Source organism: Paenibacillus elgii NBRC 100335 (assembly GCF_004000865.1).
In the GTDB taxonomy this organism is placed as follows: domain Bacteria; phylum Bacillota; class Bacilli; order Paenibacillales; family NBRC-103111; genus Paenibacillus_G; species Paenibacillus_G elgii.
Map to the genome: position 1 here is coordinate 19181 of NZ_BIMB01000050.1, position 21633 is coordinate 40813.

The 21633-nt window shown below is 53.1% G+C and carries 16 protein-coding genes; 12 read left to right on the forward strand and 4 right to left on the reverse strand.

Annotation, left to right across the window (positions count from 1 at the left end; translation table 11 throughout):
* Positions 1 to 79 precede the first annotated feature (79 nt).
* Positions 80 to 2044 carry a hypothetical protein gene (locus tag PEL01S_RS27160; protein WP_163768018.1) on the forward strand — a complete coding sequence of 655 codons (1965 nt, stop codon included), beginning with the start codon at positions 80 to 82 and terminating at the stop codon, positions 2042 to 2044.
* Between the two features lie 230 nt (positions 2045 to 2274).
* Here PEL01S_RS27160 and PEL01S_RS27165 read toward each other — a convergent pair whose 3' ends face one another.
* Positions 2275 to 2892 (reverse strand): TetR/AcrR family transcriptional regulator, encoded by a 618-nt coding sequence (locus tag PEL01S_RS27165; protein WP_063179288.1) that lies wholly within the window; start codon positions 2890 to 2892, stop codon positions 2275 to 2277.
* A gap of 149 nt (positions 2893 to 3041) precedes the next feature.
* On the opposite strand from PEL01S_RS27165, the gene PEL01S_RS27170 reads away from it, so the two are divergent.
* From PEL01S_RS27170 to eat, 6 genes are all read left to right on the forward strand, one after another.
* The gene (locus PEL01S_RS27170; protein WP_239551355.1) at positions 3042 to 4001 is read left to right on the forward strand and encodes an alpha/beta fold hydrolase; all 960 of its coding nucleotides are present in this window, start codon (positions 3042 to 3044) and stop codon (positions 3999 to 4001) included.
* A gap of 348 nt (positions 4002 to 4349) precedes the next feature.
* Positions 4350 to 6626, forward strand: a complete 2277-nt coding sequence (locus tag PEL01S_RS27175) for a glycoside hydrolase family 65 protein (RefSeq protein ID WP_127462476.1) — start codon at positions 4350 to 4352, stop codon at positions 6624 to 6626.
* 42 nt (positions 6627 to 6668) lie between these two features.
* A complete protein-coding gene (pgmB, locus tag PEL01S_RS27180) occupies positions 6669 to 7334 on the forward strand; it encodes a beta-phosphoglucomutase (protein ID WP_127462477.1) in 666 nt (221 codons plus the stop codon).
* Between the two features lie 178 nt (positions 7335 to 7512).
* Positions 7513 to 8532 carry a LacI family DNA-binding transcriptional regulator gene (locus tag PEL01S_RS27185; RefSeq protein ID WP_127462478.1) on the forward strand — a complete coding sequence of 340 codons (1020 nt, stop codon included), beginning with the start codon at positions 7513 to 7515 and terminating at the stop codon, positions 8530 to 8532.
* A 173-nt stretch (positions 8533 to 8705) separates the two neighbouring features.
* On the forward strand, positions 8706 to 10061 hold the full coding sequence (locus PEL01S_RS27190; protein ID WP_174807016.1) for an HAD family hydrolase: 1356 nt from the start codon (positions 8706 to 8708) through the stop codon (positions 10059 to 10061).
* A 34-nt stretch (positions 10062 to 10095) separates the two neighbouring features.
* On the forward strand, positions 10096 to 11448 hold the full coding sequence (gene eat, locus PEL01S_RS27195; RefSeq protein WP_127462479.1) for an ethanolamine permease: 1353 nt from the start codon (positions 10096 to 10098) through the stop codon (positions 11446 to 11448).
* Positions 11449 to 11511: 63 nt separating this feature from the next.
* Here eat and PEL01S_RS27200 read toward each other — a convergent pair whose 3' ends face one another.
* Positions 11512 to 12081: a TetR/AcrR family transcriptional regulator gene (locus tag PEL01S_RS27200; RefSeq protein WP_127462480.1), complete on the reverse strand. Its 570-nt coding sequence runs from the start codon at positions 12079 to 12081 to the stop codon at positions 11512 to 11514.
* Between the two features lie 249 nt (positions 12082 to 12330).
* Between PEL01S_RS27200 and asnB the strand changes: the two genes are divergently transcribed.
* The 4 genes from asnB to PEL01S_RS27215 all read left to right on the forward strand — a co-directional run bounded on the left by asnB (position 12331) and on the right by PEL01S_RS27215 (position 17744).
* Positions 12331 to 14163 (forward strand): asparagine synthase (glutamine-hydrolyzing), encoded by a 1833-nt coding sequence (gene asnB, locus PEL01S_RS27205; RefSeq protein ID WP_127462481.1) that lies wholly within the window; start codon positions 12331 to 12333, stop codon positions 14161 to 14163.
* Between the two features lie 86 nt (positions 14164 to 14249).
* On the forward strand, positions 14250 to 14411 hold the full coding sequence (locus tag PEL01S_RS34640; RefSeq protein WP_164824323.1) for a hypothetical protein: 162 nt from the start codon (positions 14250 to 14252) through the stop codon (positions 14409 to 14411).
* Positions 14412 to 14731: 320 nt separating this feature from the next.
* Entirely contained in the window at positions 14732 to 17269 is a 2538-nt protein-coding gene (uvrA, locus tag PEL01S_RS27210; protein WP_127462482.1) for an excinuclease ABC subunit UvrA, read from the forward strand.
* A 91-nt stretch (positions 17270 to 17360) separates the two neighbouring features.
* A complete protein-coding gene (locus PEL01S_RS27215) occupies positions 17361 to 17744 on the forward strand; it encodes a MerR family transcriptional regulator (protein ID WP_127462483.1) in 384 nt (127 codons plus the stop codon).
* A gap of 86 nt (positions 17745 to 17830) precedes the next feature.
* Here the strand turns inward: PEL01S_RS27215 and PEL01S_RS27220 are convergent, their stop codons facing one another.
* Both PEL01S_RS27220 and PEL01S_RS27225 read right to left on the reverse strand, forming a co-directional pair.
* On the reverse strand, positions 17831 to 18715 hold the full coding sequence (locus PEL01S_RS27220) for an NAD(P)-dependent oxidoreductase (protein WP_127462484.1): 885 nt from the start codon (positions 18713 to 18715) through the stop codon (positions 17831 to 17833).
* Positions 18716 to 18749: 34 nt separating this feature from the next.
* Complete coding sequence (locus tag PEL01S_RS27225) at positions 18750 to 19664, reverse strand: NAD(P)-dependent oxidoreductase (RefSeq protein WP_127462485.1); 915 nt, start codon at positions 19662 to 19664, stop codon at positions 18750 to 18752.
* 385 nt (positions 19665 to 20049) lie between these two features.
* On the opposite strand from PEL01S_RS27225, the gene PEL01S_RS27230 reads away from it, so the two are divergent.
* Positions 20050 to 21525, forward strand: a complete 1476-nt coding sequence (locus tag PEL01S_RS27230) for an FAD-dependent oxidoreductase (protein WP_127462486.1) — start codon at positions 20050 to 20052, stop codon at positions 21523 to 21525.
* Positions 21526 to 21633 lie beyond the last annotated feature (108 nt).

A 21633-nucleotide genomic window follows, 5' to 3' on the forward strand; every position in this document is an offset into this window, starting at 1 on the left:
CTGTATAAATTGGAGGAATTAGGAACTGAGCATCGAATCCTAAATTATGGTGTTTTAATCATGAAATAGGAGGATGTTCATGAGCGAAAAGGCCGAAGTCCGTCAAATTAGCTCCTTAACCGAGGGATATGAGGAACAAAAGCCGACTTTTATGCAAGCGATACAAGAAGAGATAAGTCTCCCTTTCCCGATCGATAAGTTCAGATTTTTAATTAAGGAATTATCCGCACAACAAAAACGAGCCATAGCCCATTTTTTAAATTTCCCCATCGTTTTCTCCAAGTATAAGAAATTTCCCGATGCACTCTTTCAAAAACTACTCTTCCAGCTGCAAAAACATTACCTCACTTCCGATCGAGAACGACTTTGTTGGGTTATCATATTCGCCGTGTTCGATTTGTTGAAAAACGAATCTCCTGGCTCTCTGGAAACATTTTTGGCTACAAAAGAGGATCATATCTTAAAATTTGGGCGATGGCATGTTTATTGGGCTCTCCGGTTTCATCCTGGCCGTACGATAGAAAGAACATCTTGGGAAGAGGCCATAAGAGAGTTTGAAGAAGGATTGGAAGAGAAGGCTCCGGAAGCGAAGAGCTCGCAAAATGATCGTTCCAACGACGAAAAGCAATCTGTTATAGAGCAAAAGCTGAAGAACGAGTTTGCCATACGCCAGGCGAAGGAAAAGGAAGCCCAGCAGCTGCGCAAGGAGCTTGGAGCTCAAACGAAAAAGCTGGAGCAACTCGAAAAAGAAAAGCAACAATTAGCGGCGGAGCTGCTGATCTTGAAAGAAGAAGCGCTGAAGCAAAAGGCGGAAGCAGACGCCTACCGGAATCAGCTGGAAGCTCGGCTGAATCGTATGAAACAGGAAAAAAACGATCTGCAAGATCTTGTGAAAGAAACTGAGTTGAAAGTTCAGGAAATGAAAGCGAATGCGGTAAAAGCGGCGTATGAAGTGGAGCAATGGAAACAACAGCATGAGAGGAAGGGGCAAAGTAACACACAAGAGCTTATCGCGCTTCTTTTACATTCCTTGCTGCCGGAGTCGGACAAGCTTTATCATGAGCTTCGGCAAGCCAATCCGGAGAACGCATCTGTTCTTCGGGCGCAGATAAGGAAAATTTTTGACTTGATCGATCTTTTGGAACAGTTTCGGCAAGAAACCGGGCAGGCGCAACCGCAAGATCTTGTACAGGTAAGCGATCCTTCGTTTGAACCGGTTCCAAGCGAACCCGAGGCGAGCCGGCAATCTTGTGTCGGTACGTTCTACAGACGAGATCATGGCGGTTACGTCGTCATGGAGGACGGAAAATCGTTTAACGTTACGGAATCGATGGTCCATCAACACGGGCTTGAGCATGAAGCCGAAGTCCAATGCTCGCCAGGCAAGCAACAAAACGGCATGACACTCTATGAAATTGAGCTTTTACTCCAAGGGGACGATACGTATGCTCCGATCCGCCAATTTGATGGATATGTCGAGCTCGGAAATTATTTCACCTGGTACTGTGTAGACATCAACAATGCACAAAACCGATATCCATTGCACCGACGAGATATTGAAATCCAACAGCCTAATGACGGAGATCCGTGTCTATTCAATGTTGCGGACGAAGGGCGATTTGCCCGATTATCCCGATTGTACCGGAAAACAAAGCAGTCTGCGGCCGAGCAAGAATTCAAAGCGTATAAGCCATCTTTACTCCGGAGGCAAGCCGAGAAACCGAAGCCCGATCCATTCTTGGAAAACTGTAAAATTGTCATTGTCGGCGGTCTGCGGAAATGGTTTGAGGGGGTTGTGGCGGAGACAGGCGCAACCCTCATCCATGATAGCGGCGATGCCCCGGAGCGAATTCACGCGGATTTAAGCAAAGCCGATGCCTTATTTTTTCTACTGACGGCCACATCCCACCGAGCTACCTGGAGCTGCGTTGAAATTGCAAAGCAAAAACAAATTCCACATTTTGTTATTCAAGGGTCAAAATCAAACTTACGCATGCTTCTGTGGGAAAATCGGGAATTGATTACAAGGAAGCAAAAAATATAATTTTTGACATCGTTGCTCTTTGCAAAATTTGAAAAAAAATCCGAGCGCAAGGATTGCCGGGTGATCGCCCGCAGCTTGCTGTCTTTGATGAAGCCGGAAGGTCCTACAAGGAAGGCTCTTTCGGCAACGTCATTTTCAGCTGCGGGGCATGAAGAAATGCGAAGGTTTGTCCGGCAAGCTGCTGACTCAAGAAGAACTGGCTTCCGCTCTCGGTGCCGTTTATGCCGACATCATGAAAGCCGAGGGCTTTCCTCCTCCCTTATACATAACGAACTCAAATGCTGGTCCAGCAAGTATTCCAGCCGTTCCGGCGAGAGTCGCCCTGGCTGCATCAGTTGGTGTATGGCCAGTCCGTCGACCAGCGCGTACAATTTCTCCGCTTCCAAAGCGGCATCCAATCCCGATTTCGCCAGATTGGACTCTACCAAGGTTTCAATGACGAATTCAGCGGTCCGATACAAGCCGTTCTGCATTTCTTCACTTACTTTCTTTAGCTCGGGATAAATCATGACCTTAGCGTTAAATAAAAACCAAACCTCTATCTCCTTTGTTCTCTCCTCATTTACAGGCAAAAACTGCAAAAGCAGTTGCTTCAAATCCGGTAAAAACGGCTTCTCGACAGTAAGCTCTGCAACACGATTTTGGACGCGCTGAGCATAAAGGCCCATGCAAAAGGCAAAAAGCTCGACCTGAGTGGAAAAGTAATGCCGCATCGATCCTACGGACAGACCGGCTTCTTTTGCGATATTGCGGACGGTAGCCTGTTCCAGTCCAAATTTTTGGATGACTCTCAAGGCGGCTTGAGCAACAATATGTCGCTGTTTCTCATGATCAACGATTTTTGGCATAGCTCTATTATATCGTTTTGTTTTTTATAATACAATGTGCTACAATGATTTTTGTAATACGATTGTACTAAAAAAAGAGAGGGACTACTGCCCGAATGAACATCAATGTTAGACACAAGAAACCATCAACAAAATTAAAGTGGAAAAGGATGCTGCTCGTTGTATTTTCTATTGTTACACTCCTTTTCGGATCAGGATTTATTTATGAATGGATTGCATCGAAGCAAGCCAAGAAGGATTTTCCCCCTCCAGGAAAACTAGTCGAAGTTGGCGGTTACCGTTTGCATCTTCAAAAATTGGGCAGCGGATCTCCAACAATCATTCTCGAAGCGGGAAGCGGGGAAACAAGCCTGTCCTGGAGAAATATTCCTGAACAACTGGCCGAATTTGCTACCGTTGTAACCTATGATCGCGCCGGTTATGCCTGGAGCGAGAAAGCAAATACGGCACGAACAGGAGCAAACATCGTACAAGAGTTGCATTCAGCCTTGAAAAAAGAGGGAATCGACGGACCTTACCTGCTTGTCGGTCATTCATTGGGGGGGTTGTACGCACGGTTATTCGCACAGACCTACCCGAATGATATCACTGGCTTAGTGCTTATTGATGCCAGACCCGAAAACGATGAGCGTGAGGGCAAGCCGATTCTTGAGCGGGAAAATTTCGCCGAAAACCCGCCTGCGTCGTTCTTAAAGCTCTTAAAGATGTCGGGAGGCTTCCGGTTATCCCAGGACTATATGCTGGAAGGTTTGGTTCCGAAAGAAGATAGAAAACAGTTTATCAATGTTATTGCGACGCCGAACTATTTTGAAGCCAAAGAACAAGAGGGGGATTTGGCAGGCACTACGGAAGACGCGGTTCGGGGACAAAACCTGGGCTCTCTGCCCGTAAAAATCATTGCCAGAGGGCTTCCTCAAAATTACGCCGCATTCGGCATTTCGGAAGAAGGCGGGAAGCGGCTAGAGGAGATCTGGCAGGCCGGACAACGAAATATGCTGAAAATTTCCACCGATAGCGAGCTTATCATTGCCAAGCAAAGCGGCCATATGGTAATTCACGACGAGCCCGGTCTGGTCATCGAAACGATCCGCAGTTTATTGGGGCATTGAGATAGTAGGGAATAGTAAGAAAACGATTATTCAATGAAACAGCGGCAGTCCGGGAACTTTACCCACCCAAGGCTGCCGCTTTGAATATGAACAAGGAGTTTATGTTCCGGTTTGTTGATTTGAAAAGCTTTTCAGATATTTTGCAGCTGAATGCAGGGTAAAGTCTGTGGTTTTGTCTGTAGGGGGAAACGCGCCAATAAACAAAGAAAATCCTTTAAAAAACCACTTTACAACGACCTGCAATCTCACTAATAATAGAGTGGAATGGTTCGCTAAGCTAGAAGCCATGCTTCGATTAAATTTGAAAAGCTTTTCAAACACTAATTTTACGTCCGGGAGTGATAAGCGGTGACATGGACATTGACGAACAATGAATTGACTCCGAAAGCTTTGCTGAATCTGGAAAGCTTATTTTCTTTGGGCAACGGGTATCTTGGCGTTCGCGGCAACTTTGAAGAAGGCTACCGCCCGGAGATGGTCTCGATCCGGGGCACGTACCAGAACGCGTTTCATGACGTGATCGAAATTCCTTACGGAGAAAAGCTTTACGCCTTCCCGGGAACCCAGCAGAAGCTGCTCAATATCATCGACGCGCAAACGATCAAGATCTATTTGGGCGACGACGAGGAAGAGTTCTCTTTATTTGCCGGGGAAGCGGTTGCTTATGAGCGGCGGCTTCATCTTGACCGCGGCTATTCCGAAAGAACGGTGCACTGGCGTTCTCCGGGCGGCAAAGAAGTGAAGCTCCACTTCCGGCGCGTCGTTTCCATGACCGTCAGAGAATTGTTTGCGATTGACCTGCGGATCGAGCCGGTCAATTTCACCGGGCGGGTTAAAGTGGTGTCGACTGTCAACGGAGACGTATCCAACTTCGCAGATCCGAATGATCCCCGGGTCGCCTCCGGTCATTCCAAACGTCTGCAAGTGGAAGAAGCCGGGGAAAAGCAAGGCTACGTCTACGCAATGGACCGCACCCTGGTGTCCGGCTTGAAGACGGCTTGCGTCAGCCGCCATACGGCATCCGGCGCGGCCGAAGTCAAGAGCGCTAACGGCGAAACCGTACTGACGTTTGACTTGACCGAACCGGTTCGGGTGACGAAATGGAACGTGTATACGGATACTTTGCGCCACCGGGATAATCTCGTCGAACAGGCCATCGGCATTCATGAACAGCTCGGCGGGCTGACGTTTGAAGAACTGCTGGATGCTCAAAAAACGTATCTCGACGACTTTTGGGCAAACGCCGATATCCATATCGAAGGAGACGGCAGCCTGCAGGAAGGAATCCGCTTCAATCTCTATCATCTGCTCCAGTCGGTCGGCCGGGACGAATACAGCAATATTTCGGCCAAGGGCTTGTCCGGGGAAGGCTACGAAGGCCATTATTTCTGGGATACGGAAATTTACATGTTCCCGGTCTTTCTGATGACGAAGCCGGAGATTGCCCGCCAGCTGCTGATTTATCGTTATTCGACCTTGGATCAGGCCCGGGCCCGGGCCAAAGAAATGGGGCATAAGCAAGGAGCCTTGTTCCCATGGCGCACGATTTCCGGGACGGAATGCTCGTCGTTCTTCCCGTCGGGCACGGCCCAGTACCATATTAGCGGGGATATCGCCTACAGCTACATCCAGTATTATCTTGGCACGCAGGACGACGAATTCATGAAAACGTACGGCGCCGAATTGCTGTTTGAAACGGCGCGTCTCTGGCTTGATATGGGTCATTATTTGAATGGCGAGTTCCGGATCGACAACGTGACCGGTCCCGACGAATATACGTGCGTTGTCAACAACAACTACTATACCAACGTCATGGCCAAGCATAATCTGAAGTGGGCGGCCAAGGCATACGGGCTGCTGGCCGAAATTGCCCCGGAGGTTTTAGACCGGTTGTGCGCGCGGCTGAACGTGACGAAGCAGGAAGCGGAAGCATGGCACCAAGCGGCGGAATGTATGTACCTGCCATACGATTCAGCGCTGAATATTAACCCACAGGACGATACGTTCCTGCAAAAAGCGGTTTGGGATTTTGAAAACACGCCGGAAGAAAAATACCCGCTGCTGCTGCATTACCATCCGTTGACGCTCTACCGTTACCAGGTGTGCAAGCAAGCGGATACGGTGCTCGCCCATTTCCTGTTGGAGGACGAGCAGGAGCTGGAGACGATCCGCAACTCTTATACCTATTACGAGAAGATCACGACCCATGATTCGTCACTGTCTTCCTGCATTTTCAGTATTATGGCCTCCAAGCTGGGATACGATGCCAAAGCTTACGATTATTTCATCGAAACGGCCCGTCTCGATCTCGACAATACGCACGGCAATACCAAAGACGGCCTGCATATGGCGAACATGGGCGGCACTTGGATGTCGATCGTTTACGGTTTTGCCGGCTTGCGCTTGAAAGAGAGCGGGCTTTCGCTGGCGCCTGCAATTCCAGGGCAGTGGGACCGGTATTCGTTCCAGCTTCAATACCGCGGACGGAAGCTCGCCGTGGATGTCGACCGTCAGAGCATCCGGCTTACGCTGGAAGAAGGCGAAGCGCTGACGCTCAAGCTGTACGGGGACGACGTGACGCTGCAGCACAATCGGCCGTCGGAGCAAGCCTTGAAAGCTAACTAACCGAGCGGTCCAAGCTTGGCTTATAGAAAGGGGAAGCAGAATATGAACACACCGGTGCAAGCGGTCATTTTCGATCTGGACGGCGTCATTACGGATACGGCCGAATACCATTACGAGGCGTGGAAGGCGCTGGCCGAGGAGCTGGGCATCCCGTTTACGCGCGAATTCAACGAGGAGCTGAAAGGGATCTCCCGGATGGAATCGCTGGAAAAAATTCTCGTCCTTGGCGGCAAAGCTCACGATTTTACCGAGGAACAAAAAAACGCGCTTGCGGACAAAAAGAACGAGCATTATTTGACCTTGATTCAAAATATTACTCCTGCGGACGTATTGCCGGGCATCAACGAATTTATTGCCGAGATTGAGGCCCAAGGGCTTAAGATCGGACTGGCGTCCGCCAGCAAAAACGCGCTTGCGGTTCTGGAGTCGCTCGGTCTCAAGGACAAGTTCCACGCGATTGTGGATGCGAAGACGGTGCAGCGCGGCAAGCCGGACCCCGAAATCTTTCTAAAAGCCGCTCATTTGCTGGAAGTGGAGCCCGGCGCTTGCATTGGCGTCGAAGACGCGGCGGCGGGAGTCGAGGCGATTAAAGGAGCGGGCATGTTCGCGGTAGCGATTGGCGCGAAAGAGCTGTTCGCCCATGCCGATCTGGTGTACGAACGCACGGACGAGCTTTCCTTGGAAGCCATCTTGACGCTGGTTCGCTAAACGGATCATCCCAGAATAAAAGCAAAATAAACCTCCGGAGCCGCTGTGAAGGTGGAGCCGGAGGTTTGTTCTTAAGCGACATTCGGGCGATTTGACGAAGGATGGCAAATCATTTACAATGAAACAGGTATGAAAACCTTTTCATACTTATTCCCCTGAATCGGGAGAGTAGTATATTATGGCTACGATAAAAGATGTTGCAAAATTGGCGGGCGTGTCCATAAGCACCATTTCGCGGGTGCTGAATGCGCCGGACAAAGTATCGCAGGACAAAAGGGAACGGGTTCTCCGCGCGATCGAACAATTGAAATATCACCCTAATGCGTTGGCAAGAGGTCTGATCCATAAAAAGACGAAAACATTGGGGATTTTAATTCCTGATATTTCCAATTATTATTACGCCGAAATGTTCCGCGGCATGGAGGATGCGGCACAGGAATTCGGGCATAACATTATCATCTGCAACACCGATAAGGACAAGCAGCGGATGATCTCGGCGCTCCGGAGCATGAAGGAGAAGCAGATCGACGGCTTCGTGTTCACCAGCGAGCCGGTTTATCCCGATTATTACGAAATCTTTAATCAGCTCGGCTTGCCGGTCGTGCTGGCTTCCACACAAAGTCTGGAATACGCCATTCCTTCGGTCAAAATCGACGACGAGCAGGCCGGCTTCGATGCGGCGCAATATTTGATCGATTGCGGGCACCGGCGGATCGCCATGATTAGCGGGCCGCACCTCGACCCGATCGCCGGAATGTCCCGTCTTCAAGGCTTCATGCGGGCGATGAGAACAAACGAGCTTGACTTCGATTCCGCCCGGTGCGTGGAGTTCGGGAACTACCGTTATGACGACGGCTATGCGGCGATGGAGAGACTGTGGGACAAAAATCCGGAGCTGACCGCCGTGTTCGCGGCAAGTGACGAGATGGCGCTGGGGGCGATTTATTTCCTTTATCGAAGCGGAGTCCGGGTGCCCGATGAGGTGTCCATCCTCGGGATGGACAATACGAGAATCGCCTGCATGTCGCTGCCGCGGTTGACCACCGTCGCCCAGCCGATTTACGAGATCGGCTACAAGGCCGTGCGAACGCTTCAGGAAGTGCTGGACGGAGCAGGTCCGGCCACACTTAGAACGTATCTTTCGCATCAAATCGCCACCCGCGACACGGTAAAAAATGTAAACGGCGAAATTTTCTAAAAAATTAATGTTGCAAATTCGGACGGTTGTGTTTTAATATCTTTTTATACAAGTGGATAAAACAGGGCAACGGTGCCATGGCTGCAGAAGTGTGTAATTTCGCTTCTGCTCCAAGGCATTTTTTTGTTTCCGAAACGACTGGGATCAAAACTAGAAAGGGCGGGAGATAAAGTATGAGGCTGGTCGAACCTAAGAGAACGGAAAGACCATCGGGAAGCGTCAAAACAACCAAAGCGATCGTTTCGATATTAGCCGCCGCATTCGTAAGCTTGTCGGCAGGCTGCAGTCCATCGACCACAACGCAGCAGGAAGTCAAGACCCGAGCGGAACAACCTGCGCCGTCCCCTTCGCAACAACTGGCCCTACTGCACTGGGCTCCGGCCAATCACAAAGCGATTCAAGCGTTAATCGACGACTACGGTATCGGCAGCAAAAGCTATAACAAGGACAAAAGGCCTTACGCCGTCTTTGATTGGGACAACACCTCCGCATTCAACGATGTCGAAGAAACCTTGTTGACGTACCAGCTTACGAACTTGCAGTTTAAAATGACGCCGGAACAATTTGTAAGCGCAATCAAAAAGAATATCCCGAAGGATAATTTCAAGAAAGAATTCAATAATAAGGCTGGGAAGCCTGTCCAGATCGATCTCATTAGCGAAGATTTGGGCGCGGATTACAAGTATCTGTATGAAAACTACAAAGGGTTCAAGGGAACCAAATCTTTGGAGGAAATCAAAGCGACCCCGCAATATCAAGATTTTGTCGCCAAGGCCAGATATCTGTACGAAGCGATCGGGGGAACCTTCAGCCCGGATGTCAGCTATCCTTGGGTAACGTACTTATTTTCCGGCATGACGGAGAAGGAAGTGCGTCAATTGGCGGGAGCCTCCATCGATTACAATCTGCAGGACGCCATCGGCGAGAAAACGTTGACCAGTCCGGGCGAATTGCCGGGTCAAGCGGGCGTTGTCGAAGTGAAGATTAAAACCGGCTTGCGGGCGTTCGCGGAGCAGCAAAATCTGTATAAAACGTTCATGGACAACGGAATCGACGTCTATATATGCTCCGCTTCCTTTGTCGATGTGGTTAAAGAATTTGCGTCGAACCCGAAATACGGCTATTCCCTCCCGGAGGATCACGTCCTGGCAATGGAGCTGGAACGGGATGCCGCTGGGGTCATCCAGCCGGAATATCGCAAGGGGTACGACCAGACGCAGGGCAAAGGAAAGACGAAGACGATCGAGCGTTTTCTGGTATCAAAATACGGGCACGGGCCGCTCTTCGTGGCCGGAGACAGCGACGGCGATACGGAGATGCTGACGGATTTTAAAGACATGAAGCTGGGATTGATCGTAAACCGCTTGAAGGGAGGGGAAATCGGGGAATTGTCGAAAACGGCGGCTAACGGCATCGGCACAGGAAACGCCAAATATTTGCTGCAAGGAAGAGACGATAATACAGGAGCCTTCCGAAATACCGAAAAAAGCGTTAGTTTAGGATCGTCCGAAGAGAAATTGCTGAAATAGTCCTCATAGCCCACATGAAGGAGAGAACTGACGTATGGAAAATCATGAATTGAAGAAGACGTTAAAGCCGATTCATCTTTGGGCAATTGCGGTCGGGATGGTCATCTCCGGTCAATATTTCGGGTGGAACTACGGGTTTGAGCAGGGCGGAATTATGGGTCTTGCGATCGCTTCGTTGCTCGTCATCGTATTTTTTACCTGTTTCATATTCAGCTATTCCGAGCTGTCCACGTCCATTCCGAATGCTGGCGGGCCTTCGGCTTACGCGGCAAGAGCGATGGGGCCGTTCGGCGGCTTTATTGCCGGAATCGCGTGTCTGTTGGAATTTGTGTTTGCACCGCCGGCTATTGCGGTTTCGACCGGGGCGTACGTGCATTTCCTGATTCCGGCGGTTGAACCGGTCTATGTGACCATCGGCGTGTTCGTATTTTTTATTCTGATCAACCTGGTGGGGATGAAGGGTGCCGCGCTGATCGAGCTTGGCGCGACGATCGCCGCGTTGATCGGGCTTGCGATTTTTTACGCAGCGGGGCTGCCGCATGTGAAGATTGAGAATTTGGTGAACGAGAATGCGTTTATCGGGGGAAGCGGCGGCGTCATGGCGGCCATTCCGTTTGCGATCTGGTTCTTCCTCGCGATTGAAGGCGGGGCGATGGCGGCTGAAGAAGTCAAGAATCCGAAGCGGGACATTCCGCGCGGCTTTATCTCCGGCATTTTGACGCTGACTACAGCTACGCTATTGACGCTGTTCGTAACGGCCGGTCTTGGAGGAGGCATCGGAAAACCGGCAGATTATCCGCTTCCTCAGGCGCTTGGAAGCGTTTACGGCGAAGGCAGCTGGCTGGCCATGAGCGTGGCGATTATCGGTTTGTTCGGCCTGATTGCCAGCCTGCACGGCATTATTATCGGCTATTCCCGGCAGACGTACGCGTTGGCCCGCGCCGGCTATTTCCCGCAGTTTCTGGCTAAACTCAATTCCAAAAGCGTACCGGTATGGGGGCTCATCGTCCCGGGGGCGATCGGCGTCATTTGCGCCGGCTCCGCCGATTTTGCCAATGCCTTGATCCTGCTTGCGGTATTCGGAGCGGTCGTCATGTACTGTCTCAGCATGATTTCCTTGTTCATTCTGCGCGTGAAGGAACCGAATATGGAGCGGCCTTTTAAAGTGGCCTTCCCTGTTATTCCGGCCATCGCGCTGATTCTGGGGCTGGTGTTCCTTTATTGCGTGATCCGCTACAGTCTCATGACGACCTCGCTTCCGCTGTTCGGCATGAATGTTCCGCTCTGGGGCGTCGTAGTTGTCATTTTCGCAGTAGCCGTGCTTTATTACCTGGTTCGCGTAAAGCCAGCCGACGCTCCCGCGGGGGAAAGCACCGTACTGGATTAGAACTCGTGCAGCCGGCGGTTTCGGCCGGGCGGCAGCGTCACCGCAATGAGCTGCCGCTTCGGTTCAATCGGCGGGGCGTTTGCGCAGCATATGACGAAGCAGCTGCTTCAAGTCTTGATCGCTTTGCTCCGTCTTCGGATAATCGAGCTCGTAGGAAAAAATCATTTTGACCAACATAAACGCGGTAAGCGGCAGCGGCACCTGGGCATAGTGCCCTTGCTGCTGCCCTTCCCGGATCAAGCTGCCGATCAATTGAACGGCGGCTTCTTCGGATTGGACGAAGCACTTTTCAATCTCCGCAAGCCGAAATTCTTTGTATTCCTCGAACAAGGTGGAAACGAAAGGGTCCTGATGCACCTCCGCGCTTAAATAGCCAAGAATGCTGCGCAGACGCACCAAAACATCGCTCTCCTGTTGAAGCTCGGCGAAAGCCTTGGACCGCATCTGGTTGACATGCCGCATGTAGCAATCCATCAGAATTTGGGTCTTATCCTCGTAATAGTAATAGATTGTTCCTTTACCGATCCCCGCCTTCTCCGCAATCTTGCTCAGCGTTGTCCGCCGGACCCCCGAATGGAGGAACAGCTCAGTTGCCGCTTCGATGATTTTTTGTTTTTTGTCCGGTTGTTTCATTGACCCGTCCATGCCCCCATTGTATATAATCTGCTATCTATTATTCATTAACCTGATTAAATAGTCAATATTTGCCAAAATTGTTGGAATGTCTTATTATTAAATTATGACCAATGGATAAATTTGGTCGATTTTTTCACTCAAATTTCGACCGTTTTATGCATTTGGTCGAATTTAAGGCGGTGTGATGTTAACTCTAGAGCCGAAAGGCGCAACAAACTAAACGATGAGGAAAGAAGGTAGAAAATCATGTGCGGAATTGCAGGATGGGTGGATTGGTCCAAGGACCTTTCCGAGGAACGGTCGGTGTTAACGGAAATGACGAGGTCCATTGCGCATCGCGGGCCGGATGCCGAAGGCTTCTGGTTGTCGGAACGGGCTGCTTTCGGGCACCGCCGCCTGATCGTGATCGATCCCGAAGGCGGGAAGCAGCCGATGCTTTATCGGGATGGCGAGCAGACCATCGCCTTGACTTACAACGGCGAGCTGTACAATTACCGGGAGCTGAGAAAGGAACTGGAAGGAAAAGGCCACCGGTTTGAAACGAATTCCGATACGGAGGTGCTTCTGCATTCGTATGTCGAGTGGAAGGAAGATTGCGTAAAGCATTTTAACGGCATTTACGCGTTTGGCATCTGGGATGAGCAGCGCGGGCAGCTGATGCTCGGCCGGGATCACCTTGGGGTAAAACCGCTGTTTTTTGCCAGAAGAGGAAGCGCCATTATTTTCGGGTCGGAAATCAAGGTGCTGCTGGCGCATCCGCTGGTGGAGCCCGTCGTCGATCGTGAAGGGCTGGCGGATCTTTTTGGCATGGGGGCAATGCGGACACCCGGACAAGGGGTGTTCAAGGATGTCGAGGAGGTCAAAGGAGGCCATTACGTGACGTTTACGGCCGAAGGCAGCGACAATATCTGCTACTGGAAGCTGGTAAGCCGCAAGCATACGGACGATACCGAGACTACGGTCCGGACGATCCGCTCGCTGCTCGAAGATACGGTGAAGCGGCAGCTCATCTCGGATAAGCCGGTCGTCTGCATGCTGTCCGGCGGGCTCGACTCCAGCGGATTGACGGCGCTCGCCGGCCAAAATTTCCATGAACAGGGGAAGAAGCTCCACACGTATTCGATCGATTTTGTAAACAACGACCGCGATTTCGAAGAGGATTTTATGCGGCGCGACAAAGACGAGCCTTGGGTCAGGCGGGTATCCGAGCATGTCGGCACGGAGCATCATTCCGTCGTCTTTGGGCCGGAGAAGCTGATCGAGCATTTGCTTGAGCCGATGCGGGCCCGCGACCTTCCGAGCGTAGGCGAGATTGAAACCTCGCTTTATTTGCTGTTTACGGAAATGAAGAAGGATGCGACGGTGGCGCTGTCCGGCGAGTCCGCAGACGAAGTGTTTTCCGGGTACCCGTTCTTTTATCAAGAGCAGTTTTTGAATGCCGACGTGTTTCCGTGGCTGCTGAACTTCGGCTATGCCTCGGACGTGCTCAAAGCGGATATTCAGGACATGCTTCAGCTCGAAGCGTACCGCAAGCGGCGTTTCCAGGAAGCCGTCGGCGAGATTCCGTTCCTCGAAGGCGAAGAGGAGCTTGAGCGGAAGCAGCGGCAAATCTCGTACCTGTTCATCATGCGCTTCCTGCCTTATATGCTGGACCGCAAAGACCGGGCCAGCATGATGACGGGCTTCGAAGTGCGCGTGCCGTTCTGCGACTACCGGCTCGTGGAATACTTGTGGAACGTACCGTTCAAGCTGAAAAGCATCGATCATATCGAAAAAGGTATCCTGCGCCGTGCCTTCGAAGGCGTTCTTCCGGATGACGTCCGGAATCGCCGGAAGAGCGCTTACCCGAGCACGAAGGACAAAGCTTACTTCGATCTGATCAGCCGGTGGATGCTTGACATTCTCGACGACCCGAACGCTCCGATTCATGCGTTGATCGATACCGGGAAGGTGAGGCTTATCGCGGAAGGCAAAAGCACCGTAGAGAGCGGAACCGACGCCCGCGCGATTCTGGATTACCTGGTGCAGGTGAATTGCTGGCTTAAGGAATATGGCGTCAAGCTGGAGCTTGGGGCGTAGACCGCGGGAGGCCGTGCATACGATTCCGGCCGGACTGGATATTCTATACATGCTAAGGCAAAACGACCGACAAGCGAGGGAACCTGATGGCGGAACTCAAAGCCTCCGACAAAGAAAAGCAGCCACAAGGAAGCGAAAAGGAGTCATTTAGCGAAATGAACGAATTCGAGCATAACCGGAATCCGGTCGCCTCCGCGCAGAAGCAAATGGCATCGCAGGAAACGGCCGGCGTCCTGGAGCAGGAATAGCCCGGTTCAGGCAGAGGAATGGAGCAGCAGGCGTGCAGTCCGCGTTTCGGCGCAGGCTGCGCGTCAAGCTCCGGTCCTGCGCTCCGGCGCGTCCGGTTCCTTTTCGGAATCCCCCTCATTCTTCGTACAACGTCCCATGCCCTCTAGCTTTGACCTCATTCGATTCTCTCTCATTTCGATTCCACGATACTCCAGCACGATACTCCGTTTCATCATGTTCACAAAGTCCTCCAATATGACAGTAGATGTCATGTGCGGCACGTATACTTGATCTAGGAAGGTGCGGTACCTAAGACAGACGGAAACGAGGAGGATACAGGATGGAAGGAGCCATTGTCATCCAAGGCGCCTATGAAAATAATCTGAAGCACGTCTCGCTGAGCATTCCGAAGAACAAGCTCGTCGTCTTGACCGGATTGTCCGGCTCGGGAAAATCGACGTTGGCGATGGACATTTTGCAGAAGGAATGCCAGAGGCAGTACATGGAATCGATGGGCATGGTCACGGATGCGATCGACAAGCCAAAGGTGGAATCGATCACCGGTCTTTCCCCGTCGATTGGGGTCGGCCAACAGATCGCCAACCGGAACCCAAGGTCCACGCTGGGGACGGTCACGGAGATTTATACGTATTTACGGGTTTTGTACGCCCGGCTCGGGGAGCGGCCGTGTCCGTCGTGCGGCGCCACGATAAGGCCCTCGTTCGAACCGGCCGGAGAAGGAGTGGCTCCCGGGGCGAAGCTTCTGGAGGAGAGCCATAGCTCGGAAACGGATCGCTGTCCCCAATGCCGGTGCGCGGTCCCCAAGCTGAAGATGGCCCACTTCTCCTTCAACAAGCCGGAAGGCGCCTGTGAAGCGTGCGCCGGACTGGGAATCGTGACAAGCCTGGAGACGGGCTTGGTGTTCGATGAAGAGCGGAGCTTTCGCGGCGGCTGCGTCACTTTTTGGGACGGCATGTTCATCGATTATTATTCCGACGTGCTGCAGGCTGCGGCGAAGCATTACGGGTTTACGTTTGATCCGGACGCGCCTATGAAAGACTACAGTCCGGTTCAGCGGGATTTGCTGCTTCATGGCGTGGAAAGCGAGCCGTTTGCGGGACGTTTTCCTAGCATCAAGGCGCCCAAGTCGGTCGGAAAAGGACGGTTCGAGGGTGTGCTGACTTATTTGCACCGGCGGCACCGGGAGCAGACCGGAGATACCGCTCAGTCGAGGAAGCTGGCGGGCTATTTCACCCGCCGCCCTTGTCCCGCATGCGATGGAACGCGTCTGAGAAGCGATAGCCGCCGGGTCAAGATAAACGGGCAATCGATTGCCGAAATTTCATCATGGCCGCTTCACCGCCTGATGGTGTGGCTGGACGAAATGCGGCCTGCCCTCTCCGAAGCGGGACAAAGCGTACTGGACCCGATCATCCAAGATATTGCGGAGCGCATGAGGCGGGTTACTAAGGTCGGTTTAGGGTATCTGTCGCTGGATCGGCAGGCCAATACGCTGTCCGGCGGGGAAGCGCAGCGTCTTCGGCTGGCCTCGCTGTTAGGCTCGGGTCTTACCGGTGTCTTGTACGTTCTGGACGAGCCGACGGCAGGGCTGCATCCGAAGGATACGGCTTCGCTCATCGGCGTACTGCAGCAGCTGCGCGACCTGGGGAATACCGTGCTTGTGATCGAGCATGACGTCGAAGTGATGGAAGCAGCCGATTATTTGATCGATATGGGGCCGGGCGCAGGCCGCCAGGGAGGGACGATCGTTGGCACCGGAACGTTGGAGGAGCTGAAGTCGAAGCCGGGCTCGGTCACGGGACAATTTCTGAGAAACGATCATGGACGACCGCTATCCTCCGAGCGAAGACCCGGCAACGGCGCCTTTTTAACCGTCCGGAATGCGGTTGCGCGAAACTTGAAAAACATCACGGTCGAGTTTCCTTTAGGCACGTTAATTGCGATTACCGGCGTTTCCGGCTCCGGAAAATCGACGTTATTGTTCGATCTGATCGATCCGGCCGGGCGACAGCAGGTTCAGGGGCGCACGGAAGGTGGCTTGGAATGCGGAAGCATCGACGGGCTCGGGCATATCGACAGATTGATTACGGTCGACCAAACGCCCATCGGACGTATCCAGCGTTCCAACATCGCCACGTATACCGACGTATTTACGCTGATCCGCAATTTGTTCTCCGAGCTGCCGGAAGCCAAGAAGAGAAAGCTGTCGTCGAAGCATTTTTCGTTCAATCTGCCCGGGGGAAGATGCGAGAAATGCCAGGGGCTGGGCGTGCTGCTGCTGGATATGCATTTTTTGCCGGACGTGGAGGCTGTGTGCCCGGATTGCGGCGGAAGGCGGTTTAAGGATGATATCTTGAGCGTCACGTACGAGGGCAAGAACATCTCCGAGCTTCTGGATATGACGGTCCGGGAAAGCTTGCACTTCTTCGGCAGGCATCGCGAGCTGGCGGACAAGCTGGCGCTGCTGTGCGAGGTGGGGCTTGGTTATTTGCAGTTGGGCCAGCCGGCGACTACGCTTTCCGGAGGAGAAGCTCAGCGTCTCAAGCTGGCTAAGGAATTAAGCAAAAAAACAAAAGGGCATACCGTGTACCTGCTGGACGAGCCGACGACAGGACTGCATCCTTCCGATGTGCGTCAGCTTCTCCTTCTGTTGAATAAACTGGTGGATTCAGGGAATACGGTTATCGTTATCGAGCATCATCTGGACCTGATCCGTGAGGCGGATTGGATCGTCGATCTGGGACCGGACGGGGGAGAAGCGGGCGGCTATCTTGTCGCGCAGGGCCGGCCGGAGCAAGTCGCACAAGCGGACGGATCTTATACCGCGGCCTTTTTGAGGCGGTCGCTGACCGGATAAAAGCGGTTCTTGAAAAATTGCCTCTTTACCTTAACCCTTATGTCATAGTTTATAATTAAGAACGGAGTATTTGGGTGAGGAGGCATTTTCCATGAAAATCAGTCAGTTGTCCAGAGCAACCGGCGTAAGCCCGCGTTCCATCAGGCATTATGAGAAGAAGAAGCTGCTTACGGCGAACCGGCTGGAAAACGATTACCGCGAGTTCGACGAGTCGGCTGTGGATCGTGTGAAAACGATCCAAATTTATCTTCGCTTAGGTCTGAGCACCGACGAAATAGAACAAGTATTGAACTGCAAGGACAATTATCCGGAGTATGCAGAGGACGAATATTGCGGCGAAATGCTGGCCGTCTATGAGGAGAAGCTGAACGAGATTAACAAGCAAATGAACGCATTGGCTACGGTTCAGCAGCGGTTGGAAAAGCAGATCCGTCAAATGAAAGAAAAGGGAATCGCGATGGGCGGCGGATATTAGACCGCTCGGACTATCGCGATGAACATCGATCCCGGTCCGGGGAACGGACCGGGATCGTTTTATGAAGACGTCCGACCGCCACCGGATTACGCAGACGGCTTGCCGAGCAGCTCGGCGAGGCGCGAAAATGCGTCGGCGCCTTGACCGGCGTCGATGGCCCGCCTGGCAACGGCATGAGCGGCGCTCAGTACGCTGGCGTCGATCCCGCGGGCTTGAGCGGCATGAATGATATGCTCCATACCGGCCGCCGCCGAGACGATGTTGGACTTTTCGCCGGGGTAATGCCCGTCGTCGACCTGCCGTGCGAATTCGGTCATAATGTCCGGCATGATGTGGACAATGCCCTGAGCGTAAACCACAAGATGCTTGGCTGCGATGTTCTCCGCCCGGGCCAAGGCAAGAGCGTGAATATAGCCGCTCATGGACGTCCAGAAGATATCCAGCAGAGCCACGTCATAGGCCGCTGCCCTTCCAGGGTCCGTGCCGAGATGCGAGGCGGTGCCTCCCAGACTGGCCAAGGCCGGCCGATTGGCCTCATACACGGCTTCCGGTCCGCAGTACAGAACGACTGCCGTGGATTGCCCGATGGTTGGCGTAGGGGTCATGATCGCGCCGTCGAGATAGTCGAATCCCCGCGCGGCTGCCCATGCGGCCATTTCGCGGGCCCGCTCCGGCGTATCGGCGGTAAGGTTAACCAACGTCCGCCCCTTTAAGGCATCTCCGGCAGGGGCGAGAATCGCATTTACGGCGTTGTAGTCCAATACGCAGATAATCACAAGCGGACTGGCGGCGACAGCTTCGACAACCGTATTGGCGAGAGCCGCTCCTTGTGCGACAAGCGCATCCGCCTTGGCGGGCGTGCGGTTCCAGACGGTCGTCGGATGGCCTGCCTTCAGGAACGCGCCGGCTAACGCCTGACCCATCGGACCTAGGCCGAGAACCGTTACCGATGTGCGGTTTTCGTTTGCCATTGGGATAACCTCCTCGTCATTGTGCTTACGTCAATTACGGCTTCTTAAGCAGTCCGGCCAGCCTGGAAAGGCCGTCCGCGCCATAGCCTTCAGCGACCGCCCGATCGACTAGGGCTTGAATCGGGGTGACCAATTCGGTGCTGATGCCCTGTTCTTGGCTGGCTTCGATCAGATTCACAAAGCCGATCTTGTTAATGTTGAGGCTGGAGACGTCGGTCGTATGAACGTTCGCGTCCATCGCTTGCGCTTGGAGGGGCAGAGAGGCCATCATGGCCTGCAGCCATGGAATGACAAGCGCCGTGAACGCGGATGCTTCGACCTTTTCCGTGCCGACCAACGCAACGGCATGGTAAAAACCGCCGAACATCCCGTACATCGCGCTGAGCAGAGCCAAGTCGTAGAGCGCAGCCAGACCGGCATCTTCGCCCAGGTATTTGCCGGAACCAAGTACGTCCAGCTCCTTCTGATAAGTCGTGAAAGCCTCCGACGATCCGCTGAAAAGCAGAAGTGCATTAGGCCCCGCAATCATCTGGGGCACCGCCATGATCCCGCCATCGAGGTAGTTTGCGCCTTGTTCAGCCGCCCACTTCGCCGCCTTGCGCGCCTGTTCCGGTTTTCCGTTCGTGAGATTCACCAGCGTACGTCCGGCCAGAAGTCCGCCTAAGGGGCTCAGGATGTTGTCGACGGCCTCGTAATCCAGCACGCAGACGACGATGAGCGGACTCGCCGACACCGCTTCCGCTGCCGTAGCCGCACGGACGGCTCCTTTGGCGACGAGAGCGTCGGCCTTCCCGGCCGAGCGGTTCCAGACGGTCGTCCGGTGGCCTGCCTTCAGGAACGCCTCGGCGAGCGCCGCCCCCATCATCCCCAGACCAATTACCGTGACCGGCGTAAGGCCGGCTGCTACTGCCTGCTCATGGTTTTCTTTTTCGTTTGGGTTGCTATTCATCAGTGCAAGCACTCCTTTCAACGTGTTCGACTTTATTCTAAAAGATTGACACTAGTGACAATGTCAATAAAAAAATTTTCTTTGCACCTGCTGCGACTCCGGAACCATTGAACCGGTCCGGGGATGGCTTGATATTTTTGACTTGAGAGTAACGCAAAAATTGTCGTTGACAAGAAATGAAAAGCAGTGTAATTTGAAGTTGACTGATCTAGTCAATCTAAAAGTCAGGAATAACATCTGAGCAAGTTGCGTCCGGCTTTGGGGTGATTGGATAAGCCGTAGCCGTTTGCTTCAAGCCCAAGGTTCATAAGCGGCCTACAAGAATAGCTGCGCCAAATTATTGACTGACTAAGTCAATCATAAACAAAAAAAGGAGCGATATCTTATGAACAACATGCGAAAAAAAGGAACAGCCCTCGTTATTGGAGGAGGCATTGCCGGATTACTGTCTGCACGGGTGCTATCGGATTATTACGAAGAAGTCGTGATCGTAGAGAAGGACGATTTTCCCGTCGGTCCGGAAGACCGGGCAGGCACGCCTCAATCGTTTCACCCGCATCGCTTCACCCAGCGGGGCAAAGAGATTATGACCCGCTTCTTCCCGGACTTCGAACAGGATTTGGCGGAGCAGGGAGCCCGATCGGTGCTGAACAAGACCGTGCACAACATGAATCAGTACGGAAGCGTGGTCGTTCAGTATCCGCGCAACGATTACAAGTTCAGCAGGGCTTTGCTGGAGTGGGTCGTTCGCAGGCGTGTCCGGGAAATTCCCGGCGTCCGGTTTCTTCCGAAGCATGAAGTGCTGCGCTTATTGACGACGTCTGATCATGCCGCCGTTACGGGGATTGCGGTCCGGGATCGGGGATCGGACGGGCAAGAAAAGGTTCTGATGGCCGATCTGGTCGTAGATACCAGCGGGCGTTCCTCCAAGCTGACTGCATGGCTGGAGAAGCTGGGATACGACGTGCCGCAGCCGGACCTGTTGAAGGTCAATCTAGGCTACAGCACCCGGCGGTACCGGATTCCTCCCAGTCAAGCCCATCTGACCGAAACGTGGGACACCGTGATCATTGGGGGGCAGCCGGCAAACGGTACATTCTCGGGCGTGTTTTCGATCATTGAGAATCAGATCGCAGAGGTGCTGCTCTACCGCCCTGGCGGACATTATCCGCCAACAGATGCGGAACAATTTGAGCAGGCGGTCGCCCAGCTTCCGAGCCCGCTTATTGCCGAGCTGCTGCAAGGGCTCGAGCCGATCACCAACCCGCGCGGATTTCGTGTGCCGGCCTTGCACCGCCATCATTTTGAACAAATGGACCGCTGGCCGTCCGGACTGTTGGTGCTGGGAGACGCTTTCTGCATCTACGATCCGATTTTCGGTCAAGGCATGACCGTCGCGGCGATCGAAGCGGAAGTGCTGGAAGCTTGCCTGCGCGAGCAATGGGAGGTCCCCCGGCCGCAATTCGAACAACGGGCGCTCCGAAACATTCAGGCTGCGATCGAACCGGCCTGGTGGTTGAACTGCGCGAACGACCTGCAGTGGGAGGGTGTCGAATATGCTGGCGTCGAGCCGCTAAAGGGCATTTCGTTCGGCCGGAGATATCTCGATCTGCATCTGGAACGCGCGACGGCCGGGCCCGATTTTAAGCTGTTCGGACTGTACTGGGCCGTGAATACGCTGTCGATGTCGCCGCAGGAAATGCTGAATCCGGATCTGGTCACGAGCGTGCTCGCGGCGACGGAGGAAGGCCGGCAGTGGCTTGACGAGCTCACGCAGCAGTACGGCCAGCCGCTGGAGCACGTATGGGACGACATCATACCCTCCTTCTCCGCAGCGCCTTATCCGTCCGCAAGCCGTTAAAGGCCGTTACAATCCGGCGATCGGGTTCAATAGCCATCGGATCATGAGAAATGGTATACTCATAGGCGACGTCTATCTATCCATGAATGGTCGTAAGATTTTCAGGCA